The following is a 24232-nucleotide window of genomic DNA, read 5'->3' as shown; positions in this document are numbered from 1 at the left end:
GAGGAGCGGCGTTAGGCCTGTCGCAGCGCTTCTCGGACCGGAACTCGGAAAATATTTGTGGTATTCAATGTAATTACTTTCATCACACGGAGGGGATCATGTTCAAGAAACTGGCGGCGGAAGCACTGGGCATCAGCGATATCGGCGTCATCGTCGGGCCCGCGGACTACAGCAAGGTCGATGCGGACGATTACCTGTTCAGCGAAGACGGCGAACAGATTTTCTTTCTCATCAAAAGCAAGAAGGACGAGTACTGCTTTACCAACCTCGCGCTGATCCATGTGGACGGCGACTCGGCCGTGTCCTCGAAGCGCTCGATCAAACGCTACGACTATGCGTCGCACCAGGTTTCGGGCGTCAGCATCGAGACCGCCGGTACCCTGGATATGGATATCGAACTCAAGTTCAAGCTGGACAACACGCAGTTCTCCATCGACGTCAGGAAAACCTTCATCGAACAACTGAAAGACATTTACAAGGCCCTGATCTCGATCGGAAAGCAGCAGCACCGCGATGCGGTGTGCCGCGACAACGCGCTGCGTGCCCTGGACGCGACTGCCTCCGTGCACAAGCTCAATCTCGCTCCAGGTGAAGGGGGCCTCGTCACCCAATACAACCAGCTGCTGGCAGCCCTGAATACCGCCATGTTCGAGACGCACACCAAGCGCGATTTCAGTGACGTGTTTGCCAAATATATTCACAACTGAACCCTCATTACGCGCCAGGTGTGACCAGGTCTCGGAGGCGGGCGCTTGGTCGGAAACCAGGCAAATGGACAAGCTCGCTGTGATGTTTAGTAATATGAGAAATCTTTCAGGTTGCCTTTTGGCCGTCGTTCCAATGCTTGCAAGTGCGCTCGCATTTGCTGCTCCTGCCGAATGCCCTGTTCAGGGCGACGTAGTCCAATGGGCTGCGGATTTCTGCATGTCCAGGGCGGCAACGGACGACGTCGCACACCCGGATGTCGTCGCGTGCTTCGACAAGCAACCTGAAGTTCCTGAGCTCAGGGCTTGTGCGGCGAAGAAAAAATACAAAGCGGAGATTTGCACCATCGTTGTGCGTGGCCGTTCCTACCCCGGAAGCGTGAAGGAATGCGTAAAGGACAAATCATTCTCAGGCCCGACAGTGCGCAATGGTGCCCTGGACTGAAAAAAATGGATGAGTCAAAGAGATCCGAAGTAATACAAATGGGCTGGGACATACATGGCCTTGTCGAAGAAAGCTATCTTTCCTACCCAGCTCCCCAGGAAGGGGAGCGCAGCGTCGACCATTGGATGGATAAACGGCGCCTGCTATTGGCGGATATGGCCGTTCATTTATTGCAGACAGCGCTCAAGCCAGGGACCATCGAGTTGGACCAACTCAAGAATAATCTGCACGCCATCCTGACGATCGCCGATCCGTTTTTACCTCACGCTGAGCTTAAAAAGGCCACAGAAAAAATCTATCTCGACAGCGATCAGGCTGGGTAATACTATTTCCCGAATAACTCCTCCGCCCGCCGGAACAAAATCCACGAGGTCGCCACATACTTGTCGCCGCTCGCCGGCACATGCCCCTTGTGCGTATGCGTGAACCCGGCCGGCGCGATGATCAGGCGCCCCTTGCGTGCCTCGACCTTGCGGCCCTGGTACAGGAACTCGGTTTCGCCGCCTTCCGCCACATCGTTCAGGTAGAACTGGAACAGCAGCACCCGGTGCAGCGTCTCGCAACTGGCATTCTGCGGATACACCTCGGAATGCCAGTGGTGGTAACCGCCGCTGCCCTGCAGGTATTTTTGCAGGTTGATCGCGCCGCAGCGGTACATCGACTGCAGCAGCGCAGCCAGGTGCGGCGTGCCGCATACGTCGAAATTGGCCAGCGACAGCGCGGTCGGCTGGCCGGTCTGCGGGTGCGCCACCATCGGCGCCAGCGCGCCCAGCACGAGCGCGCGGTACTGGTCGATATAGCTTGCCAGGTGCCGCGCGACCGCGCCCATCATCAGGTTGCCCACGTCATGCCATTCCTGGTGCTGGCCGATGGTCAGGTCGTAGCTGTCCTTCTTGCTGGTGTCGACGCCGCCGCCGGTGCGCCCGCGCACCACCTTGTCGCTGGCGTCGAAGCGCGCGACGATGGCGTCGCATTGTTCAGGCGCGAGGGCGCCGTCGTAGATGCCGATGAAGTCGTTCAACGTCGATCCTTTTCGCTGTGATGTTCGCACGCAAGTGTAACCTGCCGGATCCTTAACGGGAACGCGTACAGAGCCAGACCGCGCCCGCCGTCGCCGTGAAGCCCACCAAGGAGAGCGGCCCCAGGGTTTCACCCAGCACGGCAAAGGCGAGCAGCGCCGTCACGCCGGGGATCAGGTAGAACAGGCTGGCCACCTTGCCGGCTTCGCCCTTCCTCATCAGGATGAAGAGCAGGCTGGTCGCGCCGATCGAGTTGACGATCGACAGCCAGCTTGAGGCGAACACGAAGGTCGGCGTCCACTGCACCGCGAACCCCTCCAGATGCAGCGCCGGCGCCAGCGCCACCAGCGTGGCGACGGCGAGCTGCACGCAGCCGCCAGTGCGCAAATCCATCCCGGAGCAGAACTTCTTCTGGTACAGCGTGCCGAGGGTAATGCCGAGCAGCGCCACGACGGCGGCCGCGTAGGCGCCCGCGCCGGCGGAACCAGGGCCCAGCTTGTGCCAGACCACGAGCAGCACGCCGAGCACCCCGGCCGCCATGCCGAGCCACTGCCTGGCCTGCGTCTTCTCGCCCAGGAACAGACTCGCACCGAGTGCCGTGAGCACCGGCATGGTGCCGCAGATGAGGGCCGATTCGCCCGCCGGCACGCCGAGTTTCAGTGCCGTGTACAGGCCGGAAAACTGCAGCGCCTGGATCAGGAGCCCGACGACGACCAGGTGACCGAGCTGGCGGGCGCTGCCCGGCCAGGGCGCGCGCGCCGCCAGCGCCAGCACCAGGAGCAGCAGCGCCGCCACCCCGAAGCGCAGGGTGAGCACGGTGAACGGACCGGCGTAGGGCACGGCGAGTTTGCCGACCACATAGCCCGAACTCCACATGACGATGAACAGCAGGGGCAGGGCGAAGGTGCCGGTGAAAAATACTGCAGGGGATGCAAGCCTGGTCGACGCCATCATGGTCTCCGGTTGTGGTGTCCCACCAGTCTGCGCCCGGGCGCCCTGCGATACAATCCATCAAAACGACAACACATTGTTTCCACAGGAGATACGATGGAGATGCTCCAGGGCCGCGACCTGCCCGATATCTGGATGTTCGTGCGCGTCGTCGAGGCCGGTTCCTTCTCCGAGGCCGCGCGCCGGATGGGCACGACCAAGGCGAACCTCAGCCGTGCGGTGGCGCGCCTGGAAAAGACGCTGGCGACAAAACTGCTGAACCGCTCGACACGCAAGCTGGGCCTGAGCGAGGCTGGGCGCGCGATCTTCCAGCACGCGCTGCACATGGTCGAGCAAGCGCAGGGCATCGAAGCGCTTGCCGCCGGCATGCAGGCGGGGCCGGGCGGCCTGCTCCGCGTGAGCGCGTCGATGGCGTTCGGGAACACCCACCTGGCCGGGCTGCTGCCCGCGTTCCTGGAGCGGTATCCGGACATCCGGGTCGTGTTGACGATGACCGACCGCTACGTCGACCTGGTCGAGGAGGGCATCGACGTGGCGCTGCGCTTCGCCTCCCGCATCGACATGCAGAGCGCCGTGGCGCGCCCGCTCGCGCCGCTCCATTACGTGCTCGTTGCGGCACCAGGCTACCTCGAGAAGCACGGCGTCCCTGCCGGCATCGAAGACCTGCCAGGCCACCGCTGCCTGACCTTCGGCACCACGGGCGCGCCTGCCATCTGGGAATTCGTCACGGGCGGAGAGCGGGCGCGGGTCAGGGTGGACGGCGTCATGTCCGCCAACAGCAGCCCGTCGCTGCGCCTGGCGATGCTGCGCGGCGGCGGCATCGCGCTGCTGCCGACCTTTGTCGTGGGCGAGGACATCCGCCGCGGCGAGGCCGTGCAGTTGCTGCCGCATATTGATCCGGTCGGGACCTTCGGCGACCGGATCTACGCCGTGTACCTGGAAAACCGCTTCCTGCCGCCCAAGGTACGGGTGTTCATCGATTACCTGGTGGAGCGGATCGGCGAGCGCCCGTACTGGGACGCATTCTGACGCAGCCGGGAGCCGTCCTTCACGTCGCCTGGGCCGCGATCCACTGCGCGATCTCCCATTTCGTCGGCCGCAGCGCCTCGGCCAGGTCGAGGATGGAGGAGGCGCTCGCGTACACCAGCACGTCTCCCCTGCGGCACAGCGCCAGGCCGCGGCGCAGGGCCTCGTGCACATGCAGTTCGATCCGCACGTGGCGCCGCTCCATCCTCGCGCGCCGCGCGCCGCGCGCAAGCAGCGCCGCGGTTTCGCCGTCGGGACGGCCGCGGTTGACGACCTCGAACACCATCAGCTCGTCGAATCCGGCGCCGCACACGCGGCCCATGTTGACGATGTCCGCGTCGCGCCGGTCGCCCGGCGCCGCCACCACGCCGACCACCCGGCCGCGCGTCATGGCGCGCGCCGTTTGCGCCACCGCCGCATAGGCTGCCGCGTTGTGGGCGTAATCGACGATCACGGTCACGCCGTCGACGTCGAACACGTTCGAGCGCAGCGGGTTGTGCTTGTTGTCGGAGACGAAGCTCGCCAGCCCGGCCGCAATCTCGGGGCGCCCGAAGCCGGCGGCGGCCAGCGCGGCGGCGGCGGCGAGCGCATTGGCGATGTTGTAGCGCGCGCAGCCGCCGAGCGAGACCGGCATGGCATGCACATCCAGCAGCGCCTGGTGGCGCTCGCCGTCCGCCAGCACCACCGTCGTGTCCTGCAGGTACACTCCCCGCGCGCCATGTGCACTCCCGCCGCCGCGCTGGAGGTGGCGCAGCAGGACCGGGTTGTCGGCGTCCAGCGAAAAGTAGATCACTTCGACGCCCTCGGCCAGGCCGGCTGCCATGGCGATGCAGTGCTCATCCTCGGCATTGAGCACCACGGCCTTCGATGCGCGCCCGGCCACCACCGCCTTGACCCTGGCCAGTTCCGCGACCGTCTCGATGCCGTCCAGTCCCAGGTGATCGGCCGTAACGTTCAGGACCACTGCCACCTCGCAGCGGTCGAAGCCGAGGCCCCGCTTGAGGATGCCGCCGCGGGCGGTCTCGAGCACGGCGAATTCGACCTCGGGCGAGGACAGGACGCTGCGCGCCGAGTGGTAGCCGGTACAGTCGCCGGCGACGGTCAGCTGGCCGTCGATGTAGATGCCCTCGGTCGTCGTGACGCCGGTGGCCAGGCCCGCCTCGCGCGCGCAGTGCGCCACTAGGAGCGACGTGGTGGTCTTGCCGTTGGTGCCCGTTACCGCCACCACCGGGATGCGGCCGTCGGACGTGCCGAACAGCGCCTCGGCGATCGCGTCCCCGGCATCGCGCGCCTTGCCGCGGCTGGGGTACTGGTGCATGCGGATGCCGGGCGCCGCGTTCACTTCGATGATGCCGCCGTCCTGCTCGCGCAGGGGCCGCGAGATGTCCTCGCAGACGATGTCGATGCCGGCCACGTCCAGCCCGACCGTGCGCGCCGCGCGCACGCAGGTCGCGCGGGTTTCTTCGGGCAGCAGGTCGGTCACGTCCTCGGCGGTGCCGCCGGTGGACAGGTTGGCGTTGCCGCGCAAATCGACGCTCACACCGGGACCCGGCACCGCGTCCCAGCCATAGCCCTGCCTGGCCAGCACCGCTTCGGCGATGTCGTCCAGCGGGATTTTGGTGAGGATATTGGTGTGGCCCTCGCCGCGCGCCGGGTTGAGGTTCTCGAGCTCGACCAGTTCGCGGATGGTCGAGAGCCCGTCGCCGACGACATGGGGCGGGCGCCGCCAGGAGGCCGCCGCCACCTTCTTTCCGGTCACCAGCACGCGGTAGTCGCGGCCGGCGAAGTGCTGTTCCACGATCACCTGGCGGCTGTAGCGGCGCGCGTGCGCGAATGCGCGCGCCACTTCGTCCGGGCCGGCGCACATCGTCGTTACGCCCTTGCCCTGGTTGGCGTCGAGCGGCTTGACGACCACCGGGCCATCGAGGCGAAGCGCCACATGCTGGGCTTCCTCCACGGTCGTCACGGTGGACCCGGCGGGCACCGGCACACCGGCCTGGTTGAGCAGGGTCTTGGTCAGCTGCTTGTCGCTGGCGATGCTGGCCGCGATCGAGCTGGTGGCGCCCGTGATGGTCGCCTGCAGGCGCCGCTGGCGCGCTCCCCAGCCGAGCTGGAACAGGTTGGCGTCCTCCTGCAGGCGCATGCTCGGAATGCCGCGGCGGTGCGCAGCGGCCAGCACGGCGCCGGTGCTGGTGCCGATCGCGTGGTCCTCGGCGACTTCCTGCAGTGCGGAAACCGCAGCTTCCAGATCGTACGCTTCAGCACGCGACAGCGCGCCAAGCAGGTCAAGCGCCGCCGTGAGCGCAGCCCCCGCCACCTGCTCGAAGGCGTAGCCGCAGATGATGCGGCGCGCGTCCGGGCATCCCGGCACCATCAGCGTGCGGCTCGATTGCCCCGGGGCGCCAGCCAGCCGCTGCAGTTCCATCACGACCGGTTCCAGCCACTCGAGCAGGAGCGTCCCGTCGCAAGCATGCAAGCCGGACGGCGCCCTCAGGCCGGGCAGCATGGCCGGCAGGCGCGCCCGGATGTCCTCGGTCATGGCCGGGCCGCCCTCCAGGAAGACCATCAGGCAGGGCGTCACCGCATGCAGGTTGGGGCCGCGCAGGAAACGCTTTTCGTGGATCTTCAAGTGTCGTGGAAACATGGACGGACCTCGCAGGTTGAATCAGGGTAAGACCGGAAAACCGGTTAAAACCAAGCTCAACAATATGCGAAGCACATCGGCGGGACCTGTCCGGGATCAGGCCGGCCCAGCCTTTCTTTTGTCCACCATTTCCCTGCTTCTATGCCGCCTGCCGTTGGCCCGGCAGGTGGATCGAGCGCGCCAGCAAATGTCCAGCCAGCCAGCCACCGACCAGGCCGCCGATGTGGGCGGCGTTGTCGGTGTGCGGATAGATGAAGCCCATCCACAAGCTGAACAGCAGGAACGGCACCAGCGAGGAGCGCAGCTCGGAGACGACCGTGGGCGGCACGCCGCTGCCCGGGCGGCCGAGGAAGGCCAGCAATCCGCCGATGATGCCGAAGATCGCGCCCGAGGCGCCCACGCTGTTGACCTGCGGGTTCCACAGCACGCTGGCGATGCTGCCGGCGAGGCCCGCCAGCAGGTACAGGCCCACGAAGCGCGTGCTGCCGAAGATGCGCTCGGTAACCCGTCCCACTTGCCACAGCGCCAGCATGTTGAAGCCCAGGTGCCAGATGCTTCCGTGCAGGAACATCGAACTGACCAGGCGCCACCATTGCCCGTTCAGGGTGCGGCGGCCGTAGTTCGATCCCCAGTCCACCAGTTGCTGCGCATGCAGCATGGCCGACACGTTCGGATGCAGCGCGAAGAATTCGCGCAGCGGCCCCTCCAGCGACGCCTGGTAATGCCGGCGTGCCAGCCACATCAGGACAAAAATGCCGATGTTCGCCGCCAGCAAGCCCCAGATCACCGGCGTCGACGGGCTCCAGTAATCGATCCGGTCATGGAAGATTTCATTCTCTTCGTGCTCGCGCACGAACGCCTCGGTCTGGCGCGTCGGCAACAGCGACACGATGCGCTTCGCCGTGTCCGCGTCCGCGACGGAAAAGCCCACCGTCACATCGCCTTTCACGCCCAGCACATCGAAATGCACGTCCTGGCCGTTGGCATAGGCGTTGACGATGTCGACCATGCGGATGCGCTCTTCGCGCCGCTGAGGCAGGCGGAACGAACGCTGGCTGCAGCCGCGCAGGAACACGAAGTCCGGCTGGAACTCGAGCGTGCCCTGGCCGCGGAAGCTGTAGGGATTGGTGGGCCACTTTGCGCCAGCCGTGTAGAAACGAACGTCGAACAGCTCAGTGTCTGTACTGCCTGCCATCGACCCGCCTTAGCCGCGCTGGCGTTCGTGGTTCCAGAGCACGTCGCTGCCGCCCGCGAAGCGGTTCAGCACGCGCGACAGCACGAACATCAGGTCCGACAGGCGGTTGACGTACTGGCGCGGCTGCGGGTTGATGGTGTCCTCTTTCGAGAGCGCCACGATGGCGCGCTCGGCGCGGCGGCAGACCGTGCGGCAGACGTGGGAGAGGGAGGCCGCGCGCGAGCCGGCCGGCAGGATGAACTCCTTCAACACCGGCAGGTCGGCGTTGTACTTTTCCAGCAAGTCATCCAGGCGCGCCACGTGCTCGTCCTTGATCATCTGGTAGCCGGGAATGCACAGCTCGCCACCGAGGTCGAACAGGTCGTGCTGGATCGAGACCAGTTCCTCGCGCAGGTCTTGCGGCATGTCTTCGCACAGCAGCAGGCCGACGAAGGAATTGAGTTCGTCGACTTCGCCCAGGGCGTGGATGCGCGCGCTGTCCTTCCCGGTGCGGCTGCCGTCACCTAGGCCCGTGCTGCCGTCGTCCCCGGTGCGTGTGGCGATTTTGGAAAGTCGATTACCCATGATTATGTCCAGCCCTTAAAAAAGATAGCCCGAGGATACGGCAAAACGATGTGATTGTGCTTACAATTGGAGGATGAGCGCCCCTCCCAACGTATCCCTCAGTGCGCCAATCGAGCGGCGGCAACAGGTCGCCGCGGCGCTGAGCGCCAGGCTGCCCCATGGCGTCGTCCTGCACGACCCCGAAGACACCCGCCCCTACGAATGCGACGGCCTGGCCGCCTACCGCCAGTTGCCGATGATCGTCACGCTGCCGACGAACGAAGAGCAGGTGCTGGAGATCCTGAACGTCTGCCGCGAGCTGGGGGTGCCGATCGTGCCGCGCGGCGCCGGCACCGGCCTGTCGGGTGGCGCGCTGCCGATTCATGACGGCGTCGTGCTGTCGACCGCGCGCCTGAACCGCATCGTGGGAATTAGCGCGTATTCGCGCACCGCCGTCGTCCAGCCCGGCGTGCGCAACCTCGCCATCTCGGAAGCGGCGGCCCAGTACGGCCTGTACTACGCGCCCGATCCGTCCTCGCAGATCGCCTGCACCATCGGCGGCAATGTGGCCGAGAATTCGGGCGGCGTGCACTGCCTGAAATATGGCCTCACCGTCCACAACGTACTGCGGGTGCGCGTCGCCACCATCGAGGGCGAGATCATCGAACTCGGGAGCGAGGCGCTTGACGCCCCGGGGCTGGACCTGCTGGCCGTCTTCATCGGCTCGGAAGGCATGCTCGGGATCGTCACCGAGGTGACGGTGAAACTGGTGCCGAAACCGGCCGTCGCCCAGGTCATCATGGCGTCGTTCAATGACGTCGTTACCGGCGGCAATGCGGTGGCGAGCGTGATTGCCGCCGGCATCATTCCGGCGGGCCTGGAAATGATGGACCGCACCTCGTCGCGCATGGTCGAGCCCTTCGTGCACGCCGGTTACGACCTCGACGCCGCCGCCATCCTGCTGTGCGAGGCCGACGGCACGCCGCTGGAAGTGGCCGAGGAAATCGAACGCATGCGGGCCGTGCTGGAGACGGCCGGGGCGAGCGCGATCGCCGTGTCGCAAAGCGAGGCCGAGCGCCTGCGCTTCTGGTCGGGGCGCAAGAACGCCTTCCCGGCGGCGGGGCGCATCTCGCCGGATTACTACTGCATGGATGGAACGATTCCGCGCAAGCACCTGGCGCGGGTGTTGCTGGGGATCGAGCAGATGGAAAGCACCTATGGACTGCGCTGTGCCAACGTGTTCCATGCGGGCGACGGCAACATGCATCCCCTGATCCTGTTCGACGCCAACCAGCCGGGCGAATTCGAGCGCGCCGAAGCCTTTGGCGCGGCCATCCTCGCGCTGTGCGTGGAAGTGGGCGGCACCATCACCGGGGAGCATGGCGTCGGCATGGAAAAGATCAACTCGATGTGCGTGCAGTTCGCTCGCCCCGAACTCGACGCCTTCTTTGCGGTCAAGCGTGCATTCGACGTGCCGATGCTGCTCAATCCCGACAAGGCCATCCCGACCCCGCACCGCTGCGCCGAATTCGGCAAGCTGCATGTGCACCAGGGCCAGGTGCCGTTCCCGGATCTTCCGCGGTTCTAGAAAGCTGGACATGATCGAACAATTCAGGGAGCAGGTACTCGCGGCGGCTGCCAGCAACACGGCGCTGCGCATCCGCGGCGGCGGCACCAAGGACTGGTACGGAGGCCCCCTCGAGGGCGAGATCCTCGATACCCGCGGCCACGCCGGCATCGTCGACTACGAGCCGACCGAGCTGGTCATCACCGCGCGCTGCGGCACGCCCCTGCGCGAGATCGAAGCGGTGCTGGCCGAGCGCAACCAGATGCTGGCCTTCGAGCCGCCGCATTTTGGCGATGGTGCCACCTCTTGTGCCACCTTCGGCGGCGCCATCGCTTCCGGATTATCCGGCCCGCGCCGCGCCAACAGCGGCGGCGTGCGCGACTTCGTGCTGGGCGTCACCATGATGGACGGCAAGGGCGAAGTGCTGCGTTTCGGCGGCCAGGTCATGAAGAACGTGGCCGGTTACGATGTCTCGCGCCTGCTGGCCGGGTCCTTGGGCACGCTCGGGCTGATGCTGGAGATGTCGGTCAAGGTGCTGCCGCGGACAGTTGCCGAGAGCACGCTGCAGTTTGCCATGAGCGAGATCGATGCGATCCGCAAGCTCAACGAGTGGGGCGGCCAGCCTTTACCGATCTCCGGCAGCTGCTGGAACGACGGCGTGCTGGCACTGCGCCTGTCGGGCGCGCGGGCCGCGGTGGAGGCGGCGGTCACATCGCTGGGCGGGCAGGTGATGCAGGATGCCGACGCCTTCTGGGCGGACTTGCGCGAGCAGCGCCATGTTTTCTTTGGTGGCGATGCTCGTAGTGAGACGGCGCTCTGGCGCCTGTCGGTGCCATCCAGCACCGGCGCGATCGTGCTCGGCGGCGCGCAGCTGATCGAGTGGGGCGGAGCGCAGCGCTGGCTGCGCGCCGGTCCTGATGCGGCCGACAGCATCCGCCGCACCGCCGCTGCCGCAGGCGGGCACGCGACGCTGTTCCGTGGCGGCGACAAGGGAGTTGGCGTGTTCCAGCCGCTGGCCCCCGCCGTGGCGCGCATCCACGAGCGCCTGAAGACGGCCTTTGATCCGTCGCACATTTTCAATCGCGGAAGGATGGCCTGAACCATGCAAACCAATCTGGCCGATTTCATCAAGGACACCCCGGACGGCATCGAGGCCGAAGCGATCCTGCGCGCCTGCGTGCACTGCGGCTTCTGCACCGCCACCTGCCCGACCTACCAGCTGCTCGGCGACGAGCTCGACGGCCCGCGCGGGCGCATCTACCTGATCAAGCAGGTGCTGGAAGGCGCCGAACCGACCGAGAAGACCCAGCTCCACCTGGACCGCTGCCTCACCTGCCGCAACTGCGAATCGACCTGCCCGTCGGGCGTGAAGTACGGGCGCCTGGTCGACATCGGGCGCCGGGTCGTGGAAGAGCGCGTGCCGCGGAAACCCGCGGACCGCCTCAAGCGAACCATGCTGAAGGAGATGCTGCCGCGCACGGCGCTGTTCAAGACGGGATTCCGGGCGGGTAGCGCCGTGCGGCCGCTGCTGTCGAAGGCGCTGCAGGACAAGCTGCAGCCGGCACGCGCCGCCGGCCAGTGGCCGACACGCACCCACGCCCGCAAGATGCTGGTGCTGGAAGGCTGCGTGCAGCCGGCGATGGGTCCGAACATCAATGCCGCCACCGCCAGGGTGCTCGATGCCCTGGGCGTGCAGCTGCTGCGCGCGCCCAAGGCCGGCTGCTGCGGCGCCGTGCGTTATCACATGAATGACCAGGCTGGCGGCCTGGCCGACATGCGCCGCAATATCGACGCATGGTGGCCGTATGTCGATCAGGTGGAAGCCATCGTCATGACCGCATCCGGTTGCGGCGTCACGGTCAAGGAATACGGGCACCTGCTGGCGCAGGACCCGGCGTATGCGGCCAAGGCCGCACGCATTTCGATGCTGACGCGCGACCTGTCCGAAATCATGCCGGAGTTCGAAGAGCCGCTCGCCGCCAGCCTGCGCGGCAAGATCATGAAGCGCGTGGCCTTCCACCCGCCGTGCACGCTGCAGCACGGCCAGCAAATCCGCGGCAAGGTCGAAGGCGTGCTGCGCGCCGCCGGCGTGGACGTGGTGTTGTGCGCCGATAGCCACCTGTGCTGCGGCTCGGCCGGCACCTATTCGGTGCTGCATCCCGAGATTGCGCATGAGCTGCGCGACCGCAAGCTGGCCAACCTGGAAGCGACCGGGGCGAGCGAGATCGTATCGGCGAATATCGGGTGCATGACGCATTTGCAGTCGGGGACGCAGACGCCGGTGACGCACTGGATCGAGCTGGTGGATCGGGCGTTGCAGGGTCCTGTGCCGACGCGGCGCAACCCGCCGTGATAGCATTTCTCCCCATCCGTAACCCACAAGAGAGAGCAATGAGTTTTGTATTCCGCCTCGTGCGCGAAGAGGGCGGGGACGCCCCCGTCGTCGTGTTCGAGGATTCCACCAGCCCCGGTTTTGTCCCCCTGTGGGAAGAGGTAGGCGTCTACGATTCGCTGTACAACAGCGACGGCAAACCCGCGCGCGAGGTTTCGCGCAGCATCGCCTACGGGCTCGACCGCGTCAGCGCAGAGGCGGCGTTGGCGCGCCTGATTCCGTCGTCACTGTCGCAGGGCGAAGCGATCCGCTTCCTGGAAGACGTCAACCGCGCCTGCGTCATCCACGGCACGGCGCAGATCGAAACGCGCTGACGCCACCCAAGCGCCCATGCCACGTCAAACCATTACCCTCACCAACGAATCCCTGGACCGTTCCCGCATCGAACAGTTGCTGGCGGATGACGCCACCCTCGCTTTCGAGGACTGCGATTTTTCAGGCGCCGACCTCTCGCGCCTGAACCTGCAGGACGCCAGCTTTCGCAACTGCCTGCTTGCCGAGACCTCGTTTTACGCCGCCAACCTGTCGCGCACCCGCTGGCAGCGCTGCCGGGCCGGGCATGCCGATTTCGAATCAGGCGACCTGGTGGACGCCCTGTTCGAATCTTCCGACCTGAACAACACCAAGTGGCGCCGCGCCAAGTTGGCGTCCGGCACCTTCCGCAGCTGTAAACTGACCGGCGCGGCATTCGAGGAAATCAGCTATCTCGGCCTGGCCTTCGAGGACAGCCTGCTCATCGGCGCCGACCTGCGCCGCATGTCCTTCCGCAAGATGACGCTGGTCGGCCTCGATTTCGCCGACGCCGATTTGTCCGGCTGCGATTTTCGCGACGCCGTGTTCGCAGGCGGCAGCCTGCGCGGCGCGCATATGGAGGACACGCGCTTCAACGGCGCCGACCTGCGCGAGGCGGACCTCGGCGGCCTGAAGCTCGTGAATGCCAAACTGTTCGCGGGCGCGACGATCTCGCCCCGCCAGGCCGCCGAACTGGTGCGCGCGATGGGCCTGAATGTCGCATGAAGGGCAGCCGCGACAGCGCTTGCAACAGGCATCCTATGACTTGTAAGTAATTGCCAGCGATGTAAGAAATTGTTAAACCGGTCAACTGCTTCCGGCTGAGCCCCGTTAATCGCTCAGTGACATGTACAACGTGTCCTGAGACGACAACTAAACCGAGGAGCTGCACCATGAAAAAAATCACTGCCACCCTGATCGCCGGCCTGTTCGCTACCACCGCTTTCGCACAAGTCCCGGATTCGACTGTTTCAAAGACCACTGTCGAGACCAAGGATACGAAGACCGCCGTCCTGGTGGACACCAAGGATGCCAAGGCTGACCTGAAGGGTGCTACCAAGGAAGCCCAGAAAGCGGCAACGGCCGACACCAAGGCCAAGGTTGTTGCAAAAACCGCGAAGAAGGCTGATACCAAGGCGGACGCCAAGCCGGAGGCCAAGGTGAAGGCCGATGCCAAGGACGCGAAAGCAGCAGTCAAGGCCGACGTCAAGGATGCCAAGGCGGAAGTCAAGGCCGACGCCAAGGAAGCCAAGGCATCGGTGGACGCTCACGCCGACCACGCCAACCATGGCGCTAACGTCTCGGCTACCGCCCAGACCAAGTAAGCGTTATCAGGCAGGAACCAGGCCCGCGCAAGTCGCGGGCTTTTTTTCGCCTGGCGCTTTTGCACAGTCATGCATTGGTAGTCGAGTTACAAGTTTTGTCATATCATCCCCGTTCAGCTTACCCATAATTCGTAGTTTTGCTACCTCGGGCGGGGATAGCGACAAGGAGACCACCGCATGACCATTTGCCGCATTGCTGCCGTCCTGGCAGCTTCCTTCACGCTCAGCTTCAATGCATGGGCACAACAGGTGATCGCCAGCGCGGCGTCCCCTGGCAAGCTCATCGACGTGGAGGTACAGGTCGACGGCGGCGGCAAGCTCGGCTACGCGGTCAAGCGCAAGGGCAAGGAAGTCATTGGCCTGTCGCGCCTCGGCTTCAATCTCGCCAATGCGCACAAGCTCGACGGCGGTTTCACGCTGCACCGTCAAGCCGTGACGGATCACGACTCGACCTGGGAACAGCCCTGGGGCGAGCGCCAGTTCGTGCGCAACCGCTACCGCGAGCTGCGGGTCGAAGTCGAGCAGAAAAAGCAGGGCCGGCGCCGCCTGGCCATTGTTTTCCGCATCTATGACGATGGCGTGGGCTTCCGCTACGAATTCCCGGACCAGCCGCAGCTGCGCGAGGTCGAAATCACCGACGAGCTGACCGAATTCACGGTCGCCAAGCCGGCGACCGCATGGTGGATCCCGGCCGCTGAACTGCCGGGCCTGGAAGAAGAGATCCGCAAGGCGCCGCTCGCCGAAATCGGCATCGCCAATACACCCCTGACCCTGCGCCTGGATGACGGCACCCACATCGCCTTCCACGAGGCGGCCCTGGTCGACTACGCCACCATGTGGCTGCGCAAGGTGGCCGGCCAGAAGCTGCGCGCGATGCTGGCGCCGTCTTCCTACGGCCCGGCGGTGGTGCGCAAGGGCGCCTTCAGCACGCCATGGCGCACGATGCAGATCGCCGACAATGCGGCCGGCCTGTACATGTCGGACCTGGTGCTCAACCTGAACGAGCCGAACAAGCTGGGCGACGTCTCCTGGCTGAAACCCTCGAAATTCGTGGGCGTGTGGTGGGAGATGCACCTGCAAAAAGGCACCTGGAACGCGGGACCGAAGCACGCCGCGAATACCGCGAATACAAAACGCTACATCGACTTCGCCGCGAAGAACGGCTTCCGCGGCGTGCTGGTCGAGGGCTGGAACCTGGGCTGGGAGAGCGACTGGGGCCACGGCGGCGCCGATTTCAGCTTCACCAGGTCCTACCCGGACTTCGACCTGGCGGGCCTGGCCGCGTATGCGAAATCGAAGGGCGTGCGCCTGATCGGACACCACGAAACCGGCGGCAACCTGCCGGCCTACGAGAAACAGATGGATGCGGCCTACAAGCTGTACGCGAAGCACGGCATCGACAGCGTCAAGTCGGGCTATGTGCATGAAGCGGGCGGCATGCTGTTCACCGGGCGCGACGGCAAGCCGCGCTACGGCCACTACGATTCGCAGGATGGCGTGCGCCACTTCCAGAAGGCCGTAACCGAGGCGGCGAAATACCGCATCGCCATCGACACCCACGAGCCGGTCAAGGACACCGGCCTGCGCCGCACCTACCCGAACTGGATGACGCGCGAAGGCGCGCGCGGCGTGGAGTACAACGCCTGGGGCAACCCGCCCAACAGCGTCGACCACGAGGCCAAGCTGGTGTTTACCCGCATGCTGAGCGGCCCGATGGATTACACGCCAGGCGTCCTGAGCCTGGTCGGTGCCGACGGCAAGACCTTCAACTCGACCCAGGCCAAGCAGCTGGCGAACTTTGTCGTGATCTATTCGCCCCTCGCCATGGCGGCGGACCTGCCGGAGAACTACGAGAAGTACCCGGCCGCCTTCAAGTTCATCCGCGACGTGCCGACCGACTGGGCCGACACGCGCGTGATGGACGGCGCCGTGGGCGAGTACGCCACTATCGCGCGCCGCGACCGCAACTCGAGCGACTGGTACGTCGGCGCCGTGACCGACGCCCAGGCGCGCACGCTGGCGCTGCCCCTGTCCTTCCTCGACGCGGGCAAGACCTATGTCGCCGAGATTTACCGCGACGGCGACGGGGCCGACTACCGCAGCGAGCGCCGCTTCGACCTCGTCGTCGAGAAGCGCAGCGTGACGGCGAAGGATGCCTTGCAGCTGCGCCTGGCGCCGGGCGGCGGGCAGGCGATCCGCTTTACGCAGCAGCAATAACGGGCAGGGATAGAGGGTAGGGAAAGGGCCGTGAGTATTGGAGAGCTTTCCGGCCCCGCTTCCATGGCACTATCGCAGGCTTTACCCTAGCCCAGGAAAGCCATGCCCCGGTTCATGCCACGACTCTCGACCATCCTCCTGTCCGGCCTGCTGCTGGCGGGTAGCTCCTGCGGCGCGGCCCTGGCTGTTCCCGCTGTACAGGAAGAGGTCTTCAGCCTCGTCGATACGCTGGCGATAATGCGCGTGACCCTGCCCGGAGAAGGCGGCGCGCCGGTGCGGTACTACCTGTCCCGGCCCGCAAAGAAGTCGCCGCTGGTGCTGTACATCCAGGGCTCGGGCTGCACCCCGCCTTTTGTCGGATTGGGCACACCCAACCGCTACTCGACCCTCTATTCCTGGATACCATTGGCGCAGGGAGGGCGTTACGCGGTGTTGGCGGTGGACAAGCCTTACCAGTCGGACGAATCGCAAAAGGGCGAGCGGGGCTCGGCCATCGGATGCGCCGGCGCATTCAACCAACACTTTTCGTATGACGCTTGGCTGGCCACACTGAAGCAGGCCCTGCGTCACGCCTTGCGCCGGCCTGAGGTGAATCCGGCGCGCGTGCTGGTGGTGGGCTCTTCCGAGGGCGCGCCGATGGCCGCCGGCCTGGCGCGCGCGTTTCCCGAGGTGACAGACGTCGTTCTGCTTGGCGCCAATGGGCCGACGCAGCTGTACGACTTCGCCGCCAATATCTACCGCTCGAGCGATAGCGATGAGGTGAAGCTGCAGCGCCTGCAGGAGCTCGACGCCATCTTCAACGCCATCAGCGCTGATCCGAAGAGCACGGGGAAGTTCGCCTGGGGGCACCCTTATCTGCGCTGGAGCAGTTTTTTCGCGCAATCCACGGCTGAGAACCTGACGCACTCGAAGGCGCGGGTCTACCTCGCCAGCGGGATGCAGGATAACAGCGTGCCCATCCTGTCAACGGAAGCAATGTACGCTCAGCTCCGTGCCCAGGGCAGGGATGTCACCTTCCGCCGCGTGCCAGGGGCGGGCCACAACCTGGCACCGGAGGGCAGGCCAGTTACGGAAGCACAGAAGGAATTCGATGCTTTCATAACGTGGTTCGAGCGGCGCTGAAGGGAACTATCGGCCGAGCAGCGCTTCAATATCGCCGGCGATCTGCTCCGGTGTCGTCTTCGGCGCGTAGCGTTTGACCACGCTGCCATCGGGCGCCACCAGGAACTTGGTGAAATTCCATTTGATGGATTGGGTGCCCATCAAGCCGCGCGCCTCGGACTTCAGGTGCCGGTACAAGGGATGGGCATCGGCGCCGTTGACGTCGATCTTCGCGAACATCGGGAAGCTGACGCCGTAGTTGCGCTCGCAGAACGCGCCAATGCCCGCTTCGTCGAGCGGTTCCTGGCCGCGGAACTGGTTGCAGGGGAAGCCCAGCACTTCCAGGCCGCGCGCATGGAACTGGCGGTACAGGGCTTCGAGGCCGGCGAACTGCGGCGTGAAGGCGCACTCGCTGGCCGTGTTGACGATGAGGAGCACCTTGCCGCGGTAGCGCGACAGGTCGAGCGGTGCACCGTCGAGTGCGTTGGCGTGGAAGTCGAAAACGTTCATGTCCGGATGATACCGCGACTGCGAGCATCATCCGGTTGATACGATTAAACGAGTCCGAGGTGCTCGGTCCCTGCCGAGAAATCGCGGTCCTTCGCGTTCTTGCTGTTCAACTTGATGTTCAGGCGCAGGTCGTTTACCGAGTCCGCATTGCGCAGCGCGTCTTCATAGCTGATCTTGTCCGCCTCGTACAGGTCGAACAGGGCCTGGTCGAAGGTCTGCATGCCCAGTTCGCGCGACTTCTTCATGATCTCCTTGATCTCGTGGACTTCGCCCTTGAAGACGAGGTCCGAGATCAGCGGCGAGTTGAGCATGATTTCCATCGCAACCACGCGGCCCTTGTCTTCCTTCTTCGGGATCAGGCGCTGCGATACGAGCCCGCGCAAATTTAAGGACAGGTCCATCAGCAACTGCTGGCGGCGCTCTTCGGGGAAGAAGTTGATGATGCGGTCCAGCGCCTGGTTGGCGCTGTTGGCGTGCAGGGTGGCCAGGCACAGGTGGCCGGTCTCGGCAAAGGCGATCGCGTGTTCCATCGTCTCGCGGTCGCGGATCTCGCCGATCTGGATCACGTCCGGCGCCTGGCGCAGGGAGTTCTTCAGGGCCGCTTCGAAGCTGTCGGTGTCGACGCCCACTTCGCGCTGCGTGATCACGCAGTTCTTGTGCGGGTGGACGAATTCGACCGGGTCCTCGATGGTGATGATGTGGCCGTAGCTGTTCTCGTTGCGGTAGCCGACCATCGCCGCGAGCGTCGTCGATTTGCCGGAACCGGTGGCGCCGACCATGATCAGCAGCCCGCGCTTGGACATGACCACGTCTTTCAGCACATGCGGCAGGTCGAGGTCTTCGAACCTCGGGATTTTGGTCGTGATCGTGCGCAGCACCATGCCGACGCTGCTCATCTGGACAAAAGCCGAGACGCGGAAGCGCCCCAGGTCGCCCGGGCTGATCGCGAAGTTCGCTTCGCGGGTCAATTCGAAGCCGGCGGTCTGCTTGTCGTTCATGATCGAACGCGCCAGGTCCGCCGTGTGGGCGGCGGTGAGCGGCTGGTTCGAGACCGGCGTCATCTTGCCGTCGATCTTGATCGCCGGCGGGAAGCCGGCGGTAATGAAGAGGTCCGAGCCGCCCTTGCTGAGCATCAGGCGCAGCAGGTCGAACATGAACTTGGATGCCTGGTCGCGTTCCATTGCTGTCCTTAACCGGGGAAGTTTTCGGGGATCTTGGCAGCGGAGCGAGCAGCGGCGCTGGAAATCACGTTGCGCCGCACGAGGTCTGTCAGGTTCTGGTCGAGCGTCTGCATGCCGACGTTGCTGCCGGTCTGGATGCTCGAGTACATCTGGGCGATCTTCGCTTCACGGATCAGGTTGCGGATCGCCGGCGTGCCGATCATGATTTCGTGCGCCGCCACGCGGCCCGAACCATCCTTGGTTTTCAGCAGGGTCTGGGAGATGACTGCCTGCAGCGATTCGGACAGCATCGCCCGCACCATCTCCTTCTCTTCAGCCGGGAACACGTCGACGATACGGTCGATGGTCTTCGCGGCCGACGAGGTATGCAGGGTGCCGAACACGAGGTGGCCGGTTTCGGCGGCGGACAAGGCGAGGCGGATGGTCTCGAGGTCGCGCAGTTCGCCCACCAGGATCGCATCCGGGTCTTCGCGCAGCGCCGACCGCAGCGAGTTACTGAAGGAGAGGGTATGCGGGCCGACTTCGCGCTGGTTGATCAGGCATTTTTTCGACTCGTGCACGAATTCGATCGGGTCCTCGATCGTCAGGATGTGCCCGTATTCGCTCTCGTTCAGGTGGTTGACCATCGCCGCCAGCGTGGTCGATTTGCCGGAGCCGGTCGGGCCGGTCACCAGCACCAGGCCGCGCGGTTTCAGGGCCAGCTCACCGAAGATTTTCGGCGCGTTGAGTTCTTCCAGCGTCAGGATCTTCGACGGAATGGTACGCAGCACGGCGGCCGCGCCGCGCTCCTGGTTGAAGGCGTTGACGCGAAAGCGCGCCAGGCCCGGAATCGCAAACGAAAAGTCGCATTCGAGCACTTCTTCGTACTGCTTGCGCTGGCCGTCGTTCATGATGTCATAGATCATGGCGTGCACGTCCTTGTGCTCGAGCGGCGGCAGGTTAATGCGGCGTACGTCGCCATGCACGCGGATCATCGGCGGCAGGCCGGCCGAGAGGTGCAGGTCGGAGGCTTTGTTCTTGACCGAGAAGGCGAGTAGTTCTGAGATGTCCATTTATAATCCCTGTGCCATGATGGGTAGCTCTCCGGCGTGCGCGCTGGCATCGTCCTGAATATTTCCCACAAAAAACATTATGTCCACAATCGCTGCTAACTTGCAAGCTGTCGAAGCGACAATCACCGCTGCGGCAGCGGCCTCCGCGAGGCCGCGCTCGACCATTCAATTGCTTGCCGTATCGAAGACCTTCCCGGCGGAAGCCGTGCTCGAAGCCATGGCCGTCGGCCAGCGCGCCTTCGGCGAAAACTATCTGCAGGAAGGGGTTGAAAAGATTGCTGACGTTGCTCTTGCGCAACCGAGTACTCCGGTCGAATGGCATTTCATCGGGCCGATCCAGAGCAACAAGACGCGGCCGATCGCGACCAGCTTCGCCTGGGTGCACACGGTCGAACGGCTGAAGATCGCCCAGCGCCTGTCCGAACAGCGTCCGCCGGAGATGGGCCCGCTCAACATCTGCCTGCAGGTAAACGTCAGCGGCGAGGCCACCAAGAGCGGCGCCCGGCCGGATGAATTGCGCGAGCTCGCGCGCCAGGTGGCCCAGTTGCCGAACCTGCGCCTGCGCGGGCTGATGGCCATTCCCGAACCGCAGACCGATCCGGCCCTGCAGCGCGCCGCGTTCGCGAAGCTGCGCCAGATGGCCGAGGACTTGCGCGACGACGGTTTGCCCATCGACACGCTGTCGATGGGCATGTCGGGCGACATGGAAGCGGCCATCGCCGAGGGCGCGACCATCGTGCGCGTCGGCAGCGCCATCTTCGGCAACCGCAACTACGATTAGGACTATTTAATGAAGATTGCTTTTATCGGCGGCGGCAACATGGCCACCGCCTTGATCGCCGGGCTGGCCACGCAGGCCGCACATCAGTTCCACGTGGTGGACCCGAATCCGGACGCGCTGGCGCGTCTGGCCGCCGACTACGGCGTGTCCACCGCATCAGGGATCGACGCCGAACTGGCCAGCGTTGACGTCATCGTGCTGGCCGTGAAACCGCAGCAGATGCGCGAGGTCGCGTCCAGGCTGGCGCCCCACCTGGGTTCGCAGCTAGTGCTGTCGATCGCGGCGGGCATTCGCAGCGCGGACCTGTCGCGCTGGATAAACGGCTATGGCGCCATCGTGCGCGCGATGCCGAATACCCCGGCGCTGATCAAGCAGGGCATCACGGGCATGGTGGCGATGCCTGGCGTAACCGAGGGCCAGCGCGCCGCCGCTGACAGCGTGCTGCGCGCGGTCGGCCAGACCGTGTGGCTCGATGACGAGGCGCTGATCGACCCGGTGACGGCAGTATCGGGCAGCGGCCCGGCCTATGTGTTCTACTTCCTGGAAGCGATGCAGGCGGCGGCAACCGAGATGGGCTTGAACGCGGAGCAGGGCAAGCAGCTGGCACTGGCGACCTTCGCCGGGGCGACCCAGCTGGCGGCGCAGTCGGATGAATCACTGGAAACCCTGCGCCAGCGCGTAACGTCCAAAGGCGGCACGACGCATGCGGCGATCAGCAGCATGGAAGGGGCGGGCGTGAAGGCGGCGATCGTCGACGCGATGAAGGCAGCGGCGGCGCGTGGGCGCGAGCTGGGTGACGAGCTGGGGGCGGATTAGGGGCGGATGAGCAGCGGATTAGCAGGGGATTAAAAGCGAAGCGGCCGGGCGCTCGGCAGGCCGGCGGCAGCAGCCTCCAGCCCGCATGGCCCGGCAGCGGGCCATCAACGACGGGTGTTGATCAGCAAGCCCAGCACGACGCCGACAGCGGCGCCGATACCGACCGCTTTCCACGGGTTTTCCTTGACGTATACGTCGGTTGCCTTGGCGGCAGCCTTGGATTTTTCCACGACTTCCAGGTTGGCCAGGCCTTCCTTGGCGGTCGTGATGGCATTCTCGAACTTGGCCTTGGCCACCTCGAGCTGCTCGCCGGTCAGCGAACCGCCGTGGCGCAGCCAGGCTTCGGCGTCCTGGAGCACGGTTTTCAGGTCAGCCAGCAGTTGATCGCGGGAGCCGGTCTGGGTCGGGATTTTTTCCATCATGGGGGACCTCTTTCTATGAAAATGGGCCGCCATCTTGTGGACGGCGACGGGACATGCAATTCGGACAATATTATCCTAGCGCATAGTCTAACGCGACACCAAGAAATAGTGCCGCACCTAACCAATTGTTGTGACGAAACGCGGCAAAACACCGCATGCGGTCCCGGTCGCGAATGAGGGTGTAGTGATAAAGCGCCATCCCGGCGGCCACCACCACGCCGCCCACGAACCACCAGCGCAGGCCGATCAGCCAGCCGCAGACCAGGTCGATCGCCAGCGCAATCCCGTAGCACAGCATCACGGCGGCGACATCGAAGCGGCCGAAGGTGATGGCCGAGGTGCGGATGCCGATCTTGAGGTCGTCGTCGCGGTCGACCATCGCGTATTCGGTGTCGTAGGCCATGGCCCAGAACACGTTCGCCACCAGCAGCCACCAGGCGATCGCGGGCACCGCGTTCTGGATGGCGGCAAACGCCATCGGGATGCCGAAGCCGAAGGCAATGCCGAGATAGGCCTGGGGAATCGCGAAGAAGCGCTTGAAGTAGGGGTAGGTGCCGGCGACGATCACGGCCAGCACGGAAAGCTGCTTGGTCAGCGTGTTGAGCGGCAGGATCAGGAGGAAGGCGACGATCGCCAGCACGGCGGCGACCATCAGCGCTTCCCAGCCCTTGATGCGCCCGCTCGTCAGCGGGCGGTCCACCGTGCGCTTGACGTGGCGGTCGAAGTCACGGTCGGCGTAGTCGTTGATGGCGCAGCCGGCCGAGCGCATCAGCGCGGTGCCGAGGACGAAGATGAAGACGACGGCCGGGTCGGGCCGGCCGCCAGAGGCCATCCACAGCGCCCACAGGGTCGGCCACAGCAGGAGAAGGATACCGATCGGCTTGTCAGCGCGGACCAGCCGGAAGTAGAGCGCCAGCTTGTTCATGGATTCGCTTCTTGTCGCGCAAGAATATTGTGTACAAGACAGCGATTTTACCGGGTTTGTTGCCGTTCGTAGGATGGGCACTCCGTGCCCACGCGGTGCCGACCCTACATAATGCCTACGCTGCCTTGTCCAAGGCCAGCATATCCACCCCCGGCAATGCGCACTGGGCCACCGCATTGCACACCGCCTCGATGGCCGCGCGCCGGGTAAAGCTCTTGCGCCACACGATCACGACGCGCCGCGATGGGGCCGGGGTCGAGAAGGGCACGAAGGCGAGCATTCCGTTCGGGTCTTCCATGTCGCGCACCGAGGCGCGCGGCAGGACCGTGACGCCGATGCCGCTGGCGACCATGTGCCGGATCGTTTCCAGCGACGAGCCCTCGAAGGTGCGCTGCATGCCGTGGCCGGGCGAGGCGAAACGCGCCATTTCCGGACATACCTCCAGCACCTGGTCGCGGAAGCAGTGGCCGCTGCCGAGCAGCAGCATGGTTTCCGCCTTCAGGTCGTCGGCGGGAATGTCGCGGCGTTTGGCCCAGGGATGGGCCTTCGGCACCGCCACGACGAAAGGCTCGTCGTACAGGGTCTGCATCAGCATGCCGTGGTCCGGGAGCGGCAAGGCCATGATGGCGGCATCGAGTTCGCCCTGGCGCAGCAGTTCCAGCAGCTTGACCGTGAAATTTTCCTGCAACACGAGCGGCATCTGCGGCACGTTGTCGATCAGGTTCTTCACCAGCGGCGGCAGGAGATAAGGCCCGATGGTGTAGATCACGCCCAGGCGCAGGGGCCCGGCCAGCGGGTCCTTGTTCTGCTTGGCCAGTTCCTTGATCGCGGCGGTCTGTTCCAGCACGCGCTCGGCCTGCGCCACGATCTGCGCGCCGATCGGCGTGACCGACACCTCCGATCCGCCGCGCTCGAACAGCGTGACACCGAGCTCGTCTTCGAGCTTCTTGATGGCGACCGACAGGGTGGGCTGCGCAACAAAACACGATTCGGCGGCGTGGCCAAAGTGTTTGGCGCGCGCGACGGCGACGATGTATTTCAGCTCGGTGAGTGTCATAGGCGTATGGCCAGTCGAATTGCAGGGGTGCAATGATAAATCTGCCACGCTCCCGGCCTGCACTGCCG

General features: G+C 65.0%; 25 protein-coding genes. 14 read left to right on the top strand and 11 right to left on the bottom strand.

Annotated features, from left to right (window positions below; translation table 11 throughout):
- The first annotated feature begins 98 nt into the window (after positions 1–98).
- The 3 genes from ACFPN5_RS01885 to ACFPN5_RS01875 all read left to right on the top strand — a co-directional run bounded on the left by ACFPN5_RS01885 (position 99) and on the right by ACFPN5_RS01875 (position 1472).
- Entirely contained in the window at positions 99–707 is a 609-nt protein-coding gene (locus ACFPN5_RS01885; protein ID WP_379779518.1) for a PH domain-containing protein, read from the top strand.
- 64 nt (positions 708–771) lie between these two features.
- Positions 772–1149, top strand: coding sequence for a hypothetical protein (locus ACFPN5_RS01880; protein WP_379779516.1), 378 nt, complete (start codon positions 772–774; stop codon positions 1147–1149).
- 5 nt (positions 1150–1154) lie between these two features.
- Positions 1155–1472, top strand: a complete 318-nt coding sequence (locus tag ACFPN5_RS01875) for a hypothetical protein (RefSeq protein ID WP_379779514.1) — start codon at positions 1155–1157, stop codon at positions 1470–1472.
- 2 nt (positions 1473–1474) lie between these two features.
- Here the strand turns inward: ACFPN5_RS01875 and ACFPN5_RS01870 are convergent, their stop codons facing one another.
- Both ACFPN5_RS01870 and ACFPN5_RS01865 read right to left on the bottom strand, forming a co-directional pair.
- Positions 1475–2170: a 2OG-Fe(II) oxygenase gene (locus ACFPN5_RS01870; protein ID WP_379779512.1), complete on the bottom strand. Its 696-nt coding sequence runs from the start codon at positions 2168–2170 to the stop codon at positions 1475–1477.
- A 52-nt stretch (positions 2171–2222) separates the two neighbouring features.
- Positions 2223–3122, bottom strand: coding sequence for a DMT family transporter (locus ACFPN5_RS01865; protein ID WP_379779510.1), 900 nt, complete (start codon positions 3120–3122; stop codon positions 2223–2225).
- 93 nt (positions 3123–3215) lie between these two features.
- Between ACFPN5_RS01865 and ACFPN5_RS01860 the strand changes: the two genes are divergently transcribed.
- Positions 3216–4148, top strand: a complete 933-nt coding sequence (locus tag ACFPN5_RS01860) for a LysR family transcriptional regulator (RefSeq protein WP_379779508.1) — start codon at positions 3216–3218, stop codon at positions 4146–4148.
- A gap of 19 nt (positions 4149–4167) precedes the next feature.
- Here the strand turns inward: ACFPN5_RS01860 and cphA are convergent, their stop codons facing one another.
- The 3 genes from cphA to ACFPN5_RS01845 form a co-directional block, all read right to left on the bottom strand.
- Positions 4168–6789 carry a cyanophycin synthetase gene (cphA, locus tag ACFPN5_RS01855; protein ID WP_379779506.1) on the bottom strand — a complete coding sequence of 874 codons (2622 nt, stop codon included), beginning with the start codon at positions 6787–6789 and terminating at the stop codon, positions 4168–4170.
- A gap of 139 nt (positions 6790–6928) precedes the next feature.
- Complete coding sequence (locus ACFPN5_RS01850; protein WP_379779504.1) at positions 6929–7984, bottom strand: rhomboid family intramembrane serine protease; 1056 nt, start codon at positions 7982–7984, stop codon at positions 6929–6931.
- A 9-nt stretch (positions 7985–7993) separates the two neighbouring features.
- Complete coding sequence (locus ACFPN5_RS01845; protein WP_379779502.1) at positions 7994–8548, bottom strand: cob(I)yrinic acid a,c-diamide adenosyltransferase; 555 nt, start codon at positions 8546–8548, stop codon at positions 7994–7996.
- A 73-nt stretch (positions 8549–8621) separates the two neighbouring features.
- Between ACFPN5_RS01845 and ACFPN5_RS01840 the strand changes: the two genes are divergently transcribed.
- From ACFPN5_RS01840 to ACFPN5_RS01805, 8 genes are all read left to right on the top strand, one after another.
- Positions 8622–10115: an FAD-linked oxidase C-terminal domain-containing protein gene (locus ACFPN5_RS01840; RefSeq protein WP_379779500.1), complete on the top strand. Its 1494-nt coding sequence runs from the start codon at positions 8622–8624 to the stop codon at positions 10113–10115.
- Positions 10116–10125: 10 nt separating this feature from the next.
- Positions 10126–11193 (top strand): glycolate oxidase subunit GlcE, encoded by a 1068-nt coding sequence (glcE, locus tag ACFPN5_RS01835; protein ID WP_379779498.1) that lies wholly within the window; start codon positions 10126–10128, stop codon positions 11191–11193.
- A gap of 3 nt (positions 11194–11196) precedes the next feature.
- The gene (glcF, locus tag ACFPN5_RS01830) at positions 11197–12447 is read left to right on the top strand and encodes a glycolate oxidase subunit GlcF (RefSeq protein WP_379779496.1); all 1251 of its coding nucleotides are present in this window, start codon (positions 11197–11199) and stop codon (positions 12445–12447) included.
- A 38-nt stretch (positions 12448–12485) separates the two neighbouring features.
- Positions 12486–12800: a hypothetical protein gene (locus tag ACFPN5_RS01825; RefSeq protein WP_379779494.1), complete on the top strand. Its 315-nt coding sequence runs from the start codon at positions 12486–12488 to the stop codon at positions 12798–12800.
- A gap of 16 nt (positions 12801–12816) precedes the next feature.
- Positions 12817–13503 (top strand): pentapeptide repeat-containing protein, encoded by a 687-nt coding sequence (locus ACFPN5_RS01820; RefSeq protein ID WP_379779492.1) that lies wholly within the window; start codon positions 12817–12819, stop codon positions 13501–13503.
- A gap of 167 nt (positions 13504–13670) precedes the next feature.
- Positions 13671–14102 carry a hypothetical protein gene (locus ACFPN5_RS01815; RefSeq protein ID WP_379779490.1) on the top strand — a complete coding sequence of 144 codons (432 nt, stop codon included), beginning with the start codon at positions 13671–13673 and terminating at the stop codon, positions 14100–14102.
- Positions 14103–14279: 177 nt separating this feature from the next.
- Positions 14280–16319: a glycoside hydrolase family 97 protein gene (locus ACFPN5_RS01810; RefSeq protein WP_379779488.1), complete on the top strand. Its 2040-nt coding sequence runs from the start codon at positions 14280–14282 to the stop codon at positions 16317–16319.
- A gap of 102 nt (positions 16320–16421) precedes the next feature.
- Entirely contained in the window at positions 16422–17441 is a 1020-nt protein-coding gene (locus ACFPN5_RS01805) for an alpha/beta hydrolase family protein (protein ID WP_379779486.1), read from the top strand.
- A gap of 6 nt (positions 17442–17447) precedes the next feature.
- Here the strand turns inward: ACFPN5_RS01805 and ACFPN5_RS01800 are convergent, their stop codons facing one another.
- From ACFPN5_RS01800 to ACFPN5_RS01790, 3 genes are read right to left on the bottom strand one after another with little or no spacing between them, the layout of a single operon-like run.
- A complete protein-coding gene (locus tag ACFPN5_RS01800; RefSeq protein WP_379779484.1) occupies positions 17448–17930 on the bottom strand; it encodes a glutathione peroxidase in 483 nt (160 codons plus the stop codon).
- A 44-nt stretch (positions 17931–17974) separates the two neighbouring features.
- Positions 17975–19111 (bottom strand): PilT/PilU family type 4a pilus ATPase, encoded by a 1137-nt coding sequence (locus tag ACFPN5_RS01795; protein ID WP_379779482.1) that lies wholly within the window; start codon positions 19109–19111, stop codon positions 17975–17977.
- A gap of 8 nt (positions 19112–19119) precedes the next feature.
- Entirely contained in the window at positions 19120–20163 is a 1044-nt protein-coding gene (locus ACFPN5_RS01790) for a type IV pilus twitching motility protein PilT (protein WP_379779480.1), read from the bottom strand.
- A gap of 79 nt (positions 20164–20242) precedes the next feature.
- On the opposite strand from ACFPN5_RS01790, the gene ACFPN5_RS01785 reads away from it, so the two are divergent.
- The gene (locus ACFPN5_RS01785) at positions 20243–20944 is read left to right on the top strand and encodes a YggS family pyridoxal phosphate-dependent enzyme (protein ID WP_379779478.1); all 702 of its coding nucleotides are present in this window, start codon (positions 20243–20245) and stop codon (positions 20942–20944) included.
- A 9-nt stretch (positions 20945–20953) separates the two neighbouring features.
- Positions 20954–21760: a pyrroline-5-carboxylate reductase gene (gene proC / locus ACFPN5_RS01780; RefSeq protein ID WP_379779476.1), complete on the top strand. Its 807-nt coding sequence runs from the start codon at positions 20954–20956 to the stop codon at positions 21758–21760.
- A 104-nt stretch (positions 21761–21864) separates the two neighbouring features.
- Here proC and ACFPN5_RS01775 read toward each other — a convergent pair whose 3' ends face one another.
- From ACFPN5_RS01775 to ACFPN5_RS01765, 3 genes are all read right to left on the bottom strand, one after another.
- Positions 21865–22182 (bottom strand): ElaB/YgaM/YqjD family protein, encoded by a 318-nt coding sequence (locus ACFPN5_RS01775; protein WP_379779474.1) that lies wholly within the window; start codon positions 22180–22182, stop codon positions 21865–21867.
- Between the two features lie 70 nt (positions 22183–22252).
- On the bottom strand, positions 22253–23107 hold the full coding sequence (gene ubiA / locus ACFPN5_RS01770) for a 4-hydroxybenzoate octaprenyltransferase (protein ID WP_379779472.1): 855 nt from the start codon (positions 23105–23107) through the stop codon (positions 22253–22255).
- A gap of 115 nt (positions 23108–23222) precedes the next feature.
- Positions 23223–24164 carry a hydrogen peroxide-inducible genes activator gene (locus ACFPN5_RS01765; protein WP_379779470.1) on the bottom strand — a complete coding sequence of 314 codons (942 nt, stop codon included), beginning with the start codon at positions 24162–24164 and terminating at the stop codon, positions 23223–23225.
- Positions 24165–24232 lie beyond the last annotated feature (68 nt).

The organism is Massilia niabensis, from assembly GCF_042655085.1.
Taxonomy (GTDB): Bacteria; Pseudomonadota; Gammaproteobacteria; order Burkholderiales; family Burkholderiaceae_D; genus Telluria; species Telluria niabensis.
This window is presented reverse-complemented; position numbering and strand designations above follow the sequence as displayed.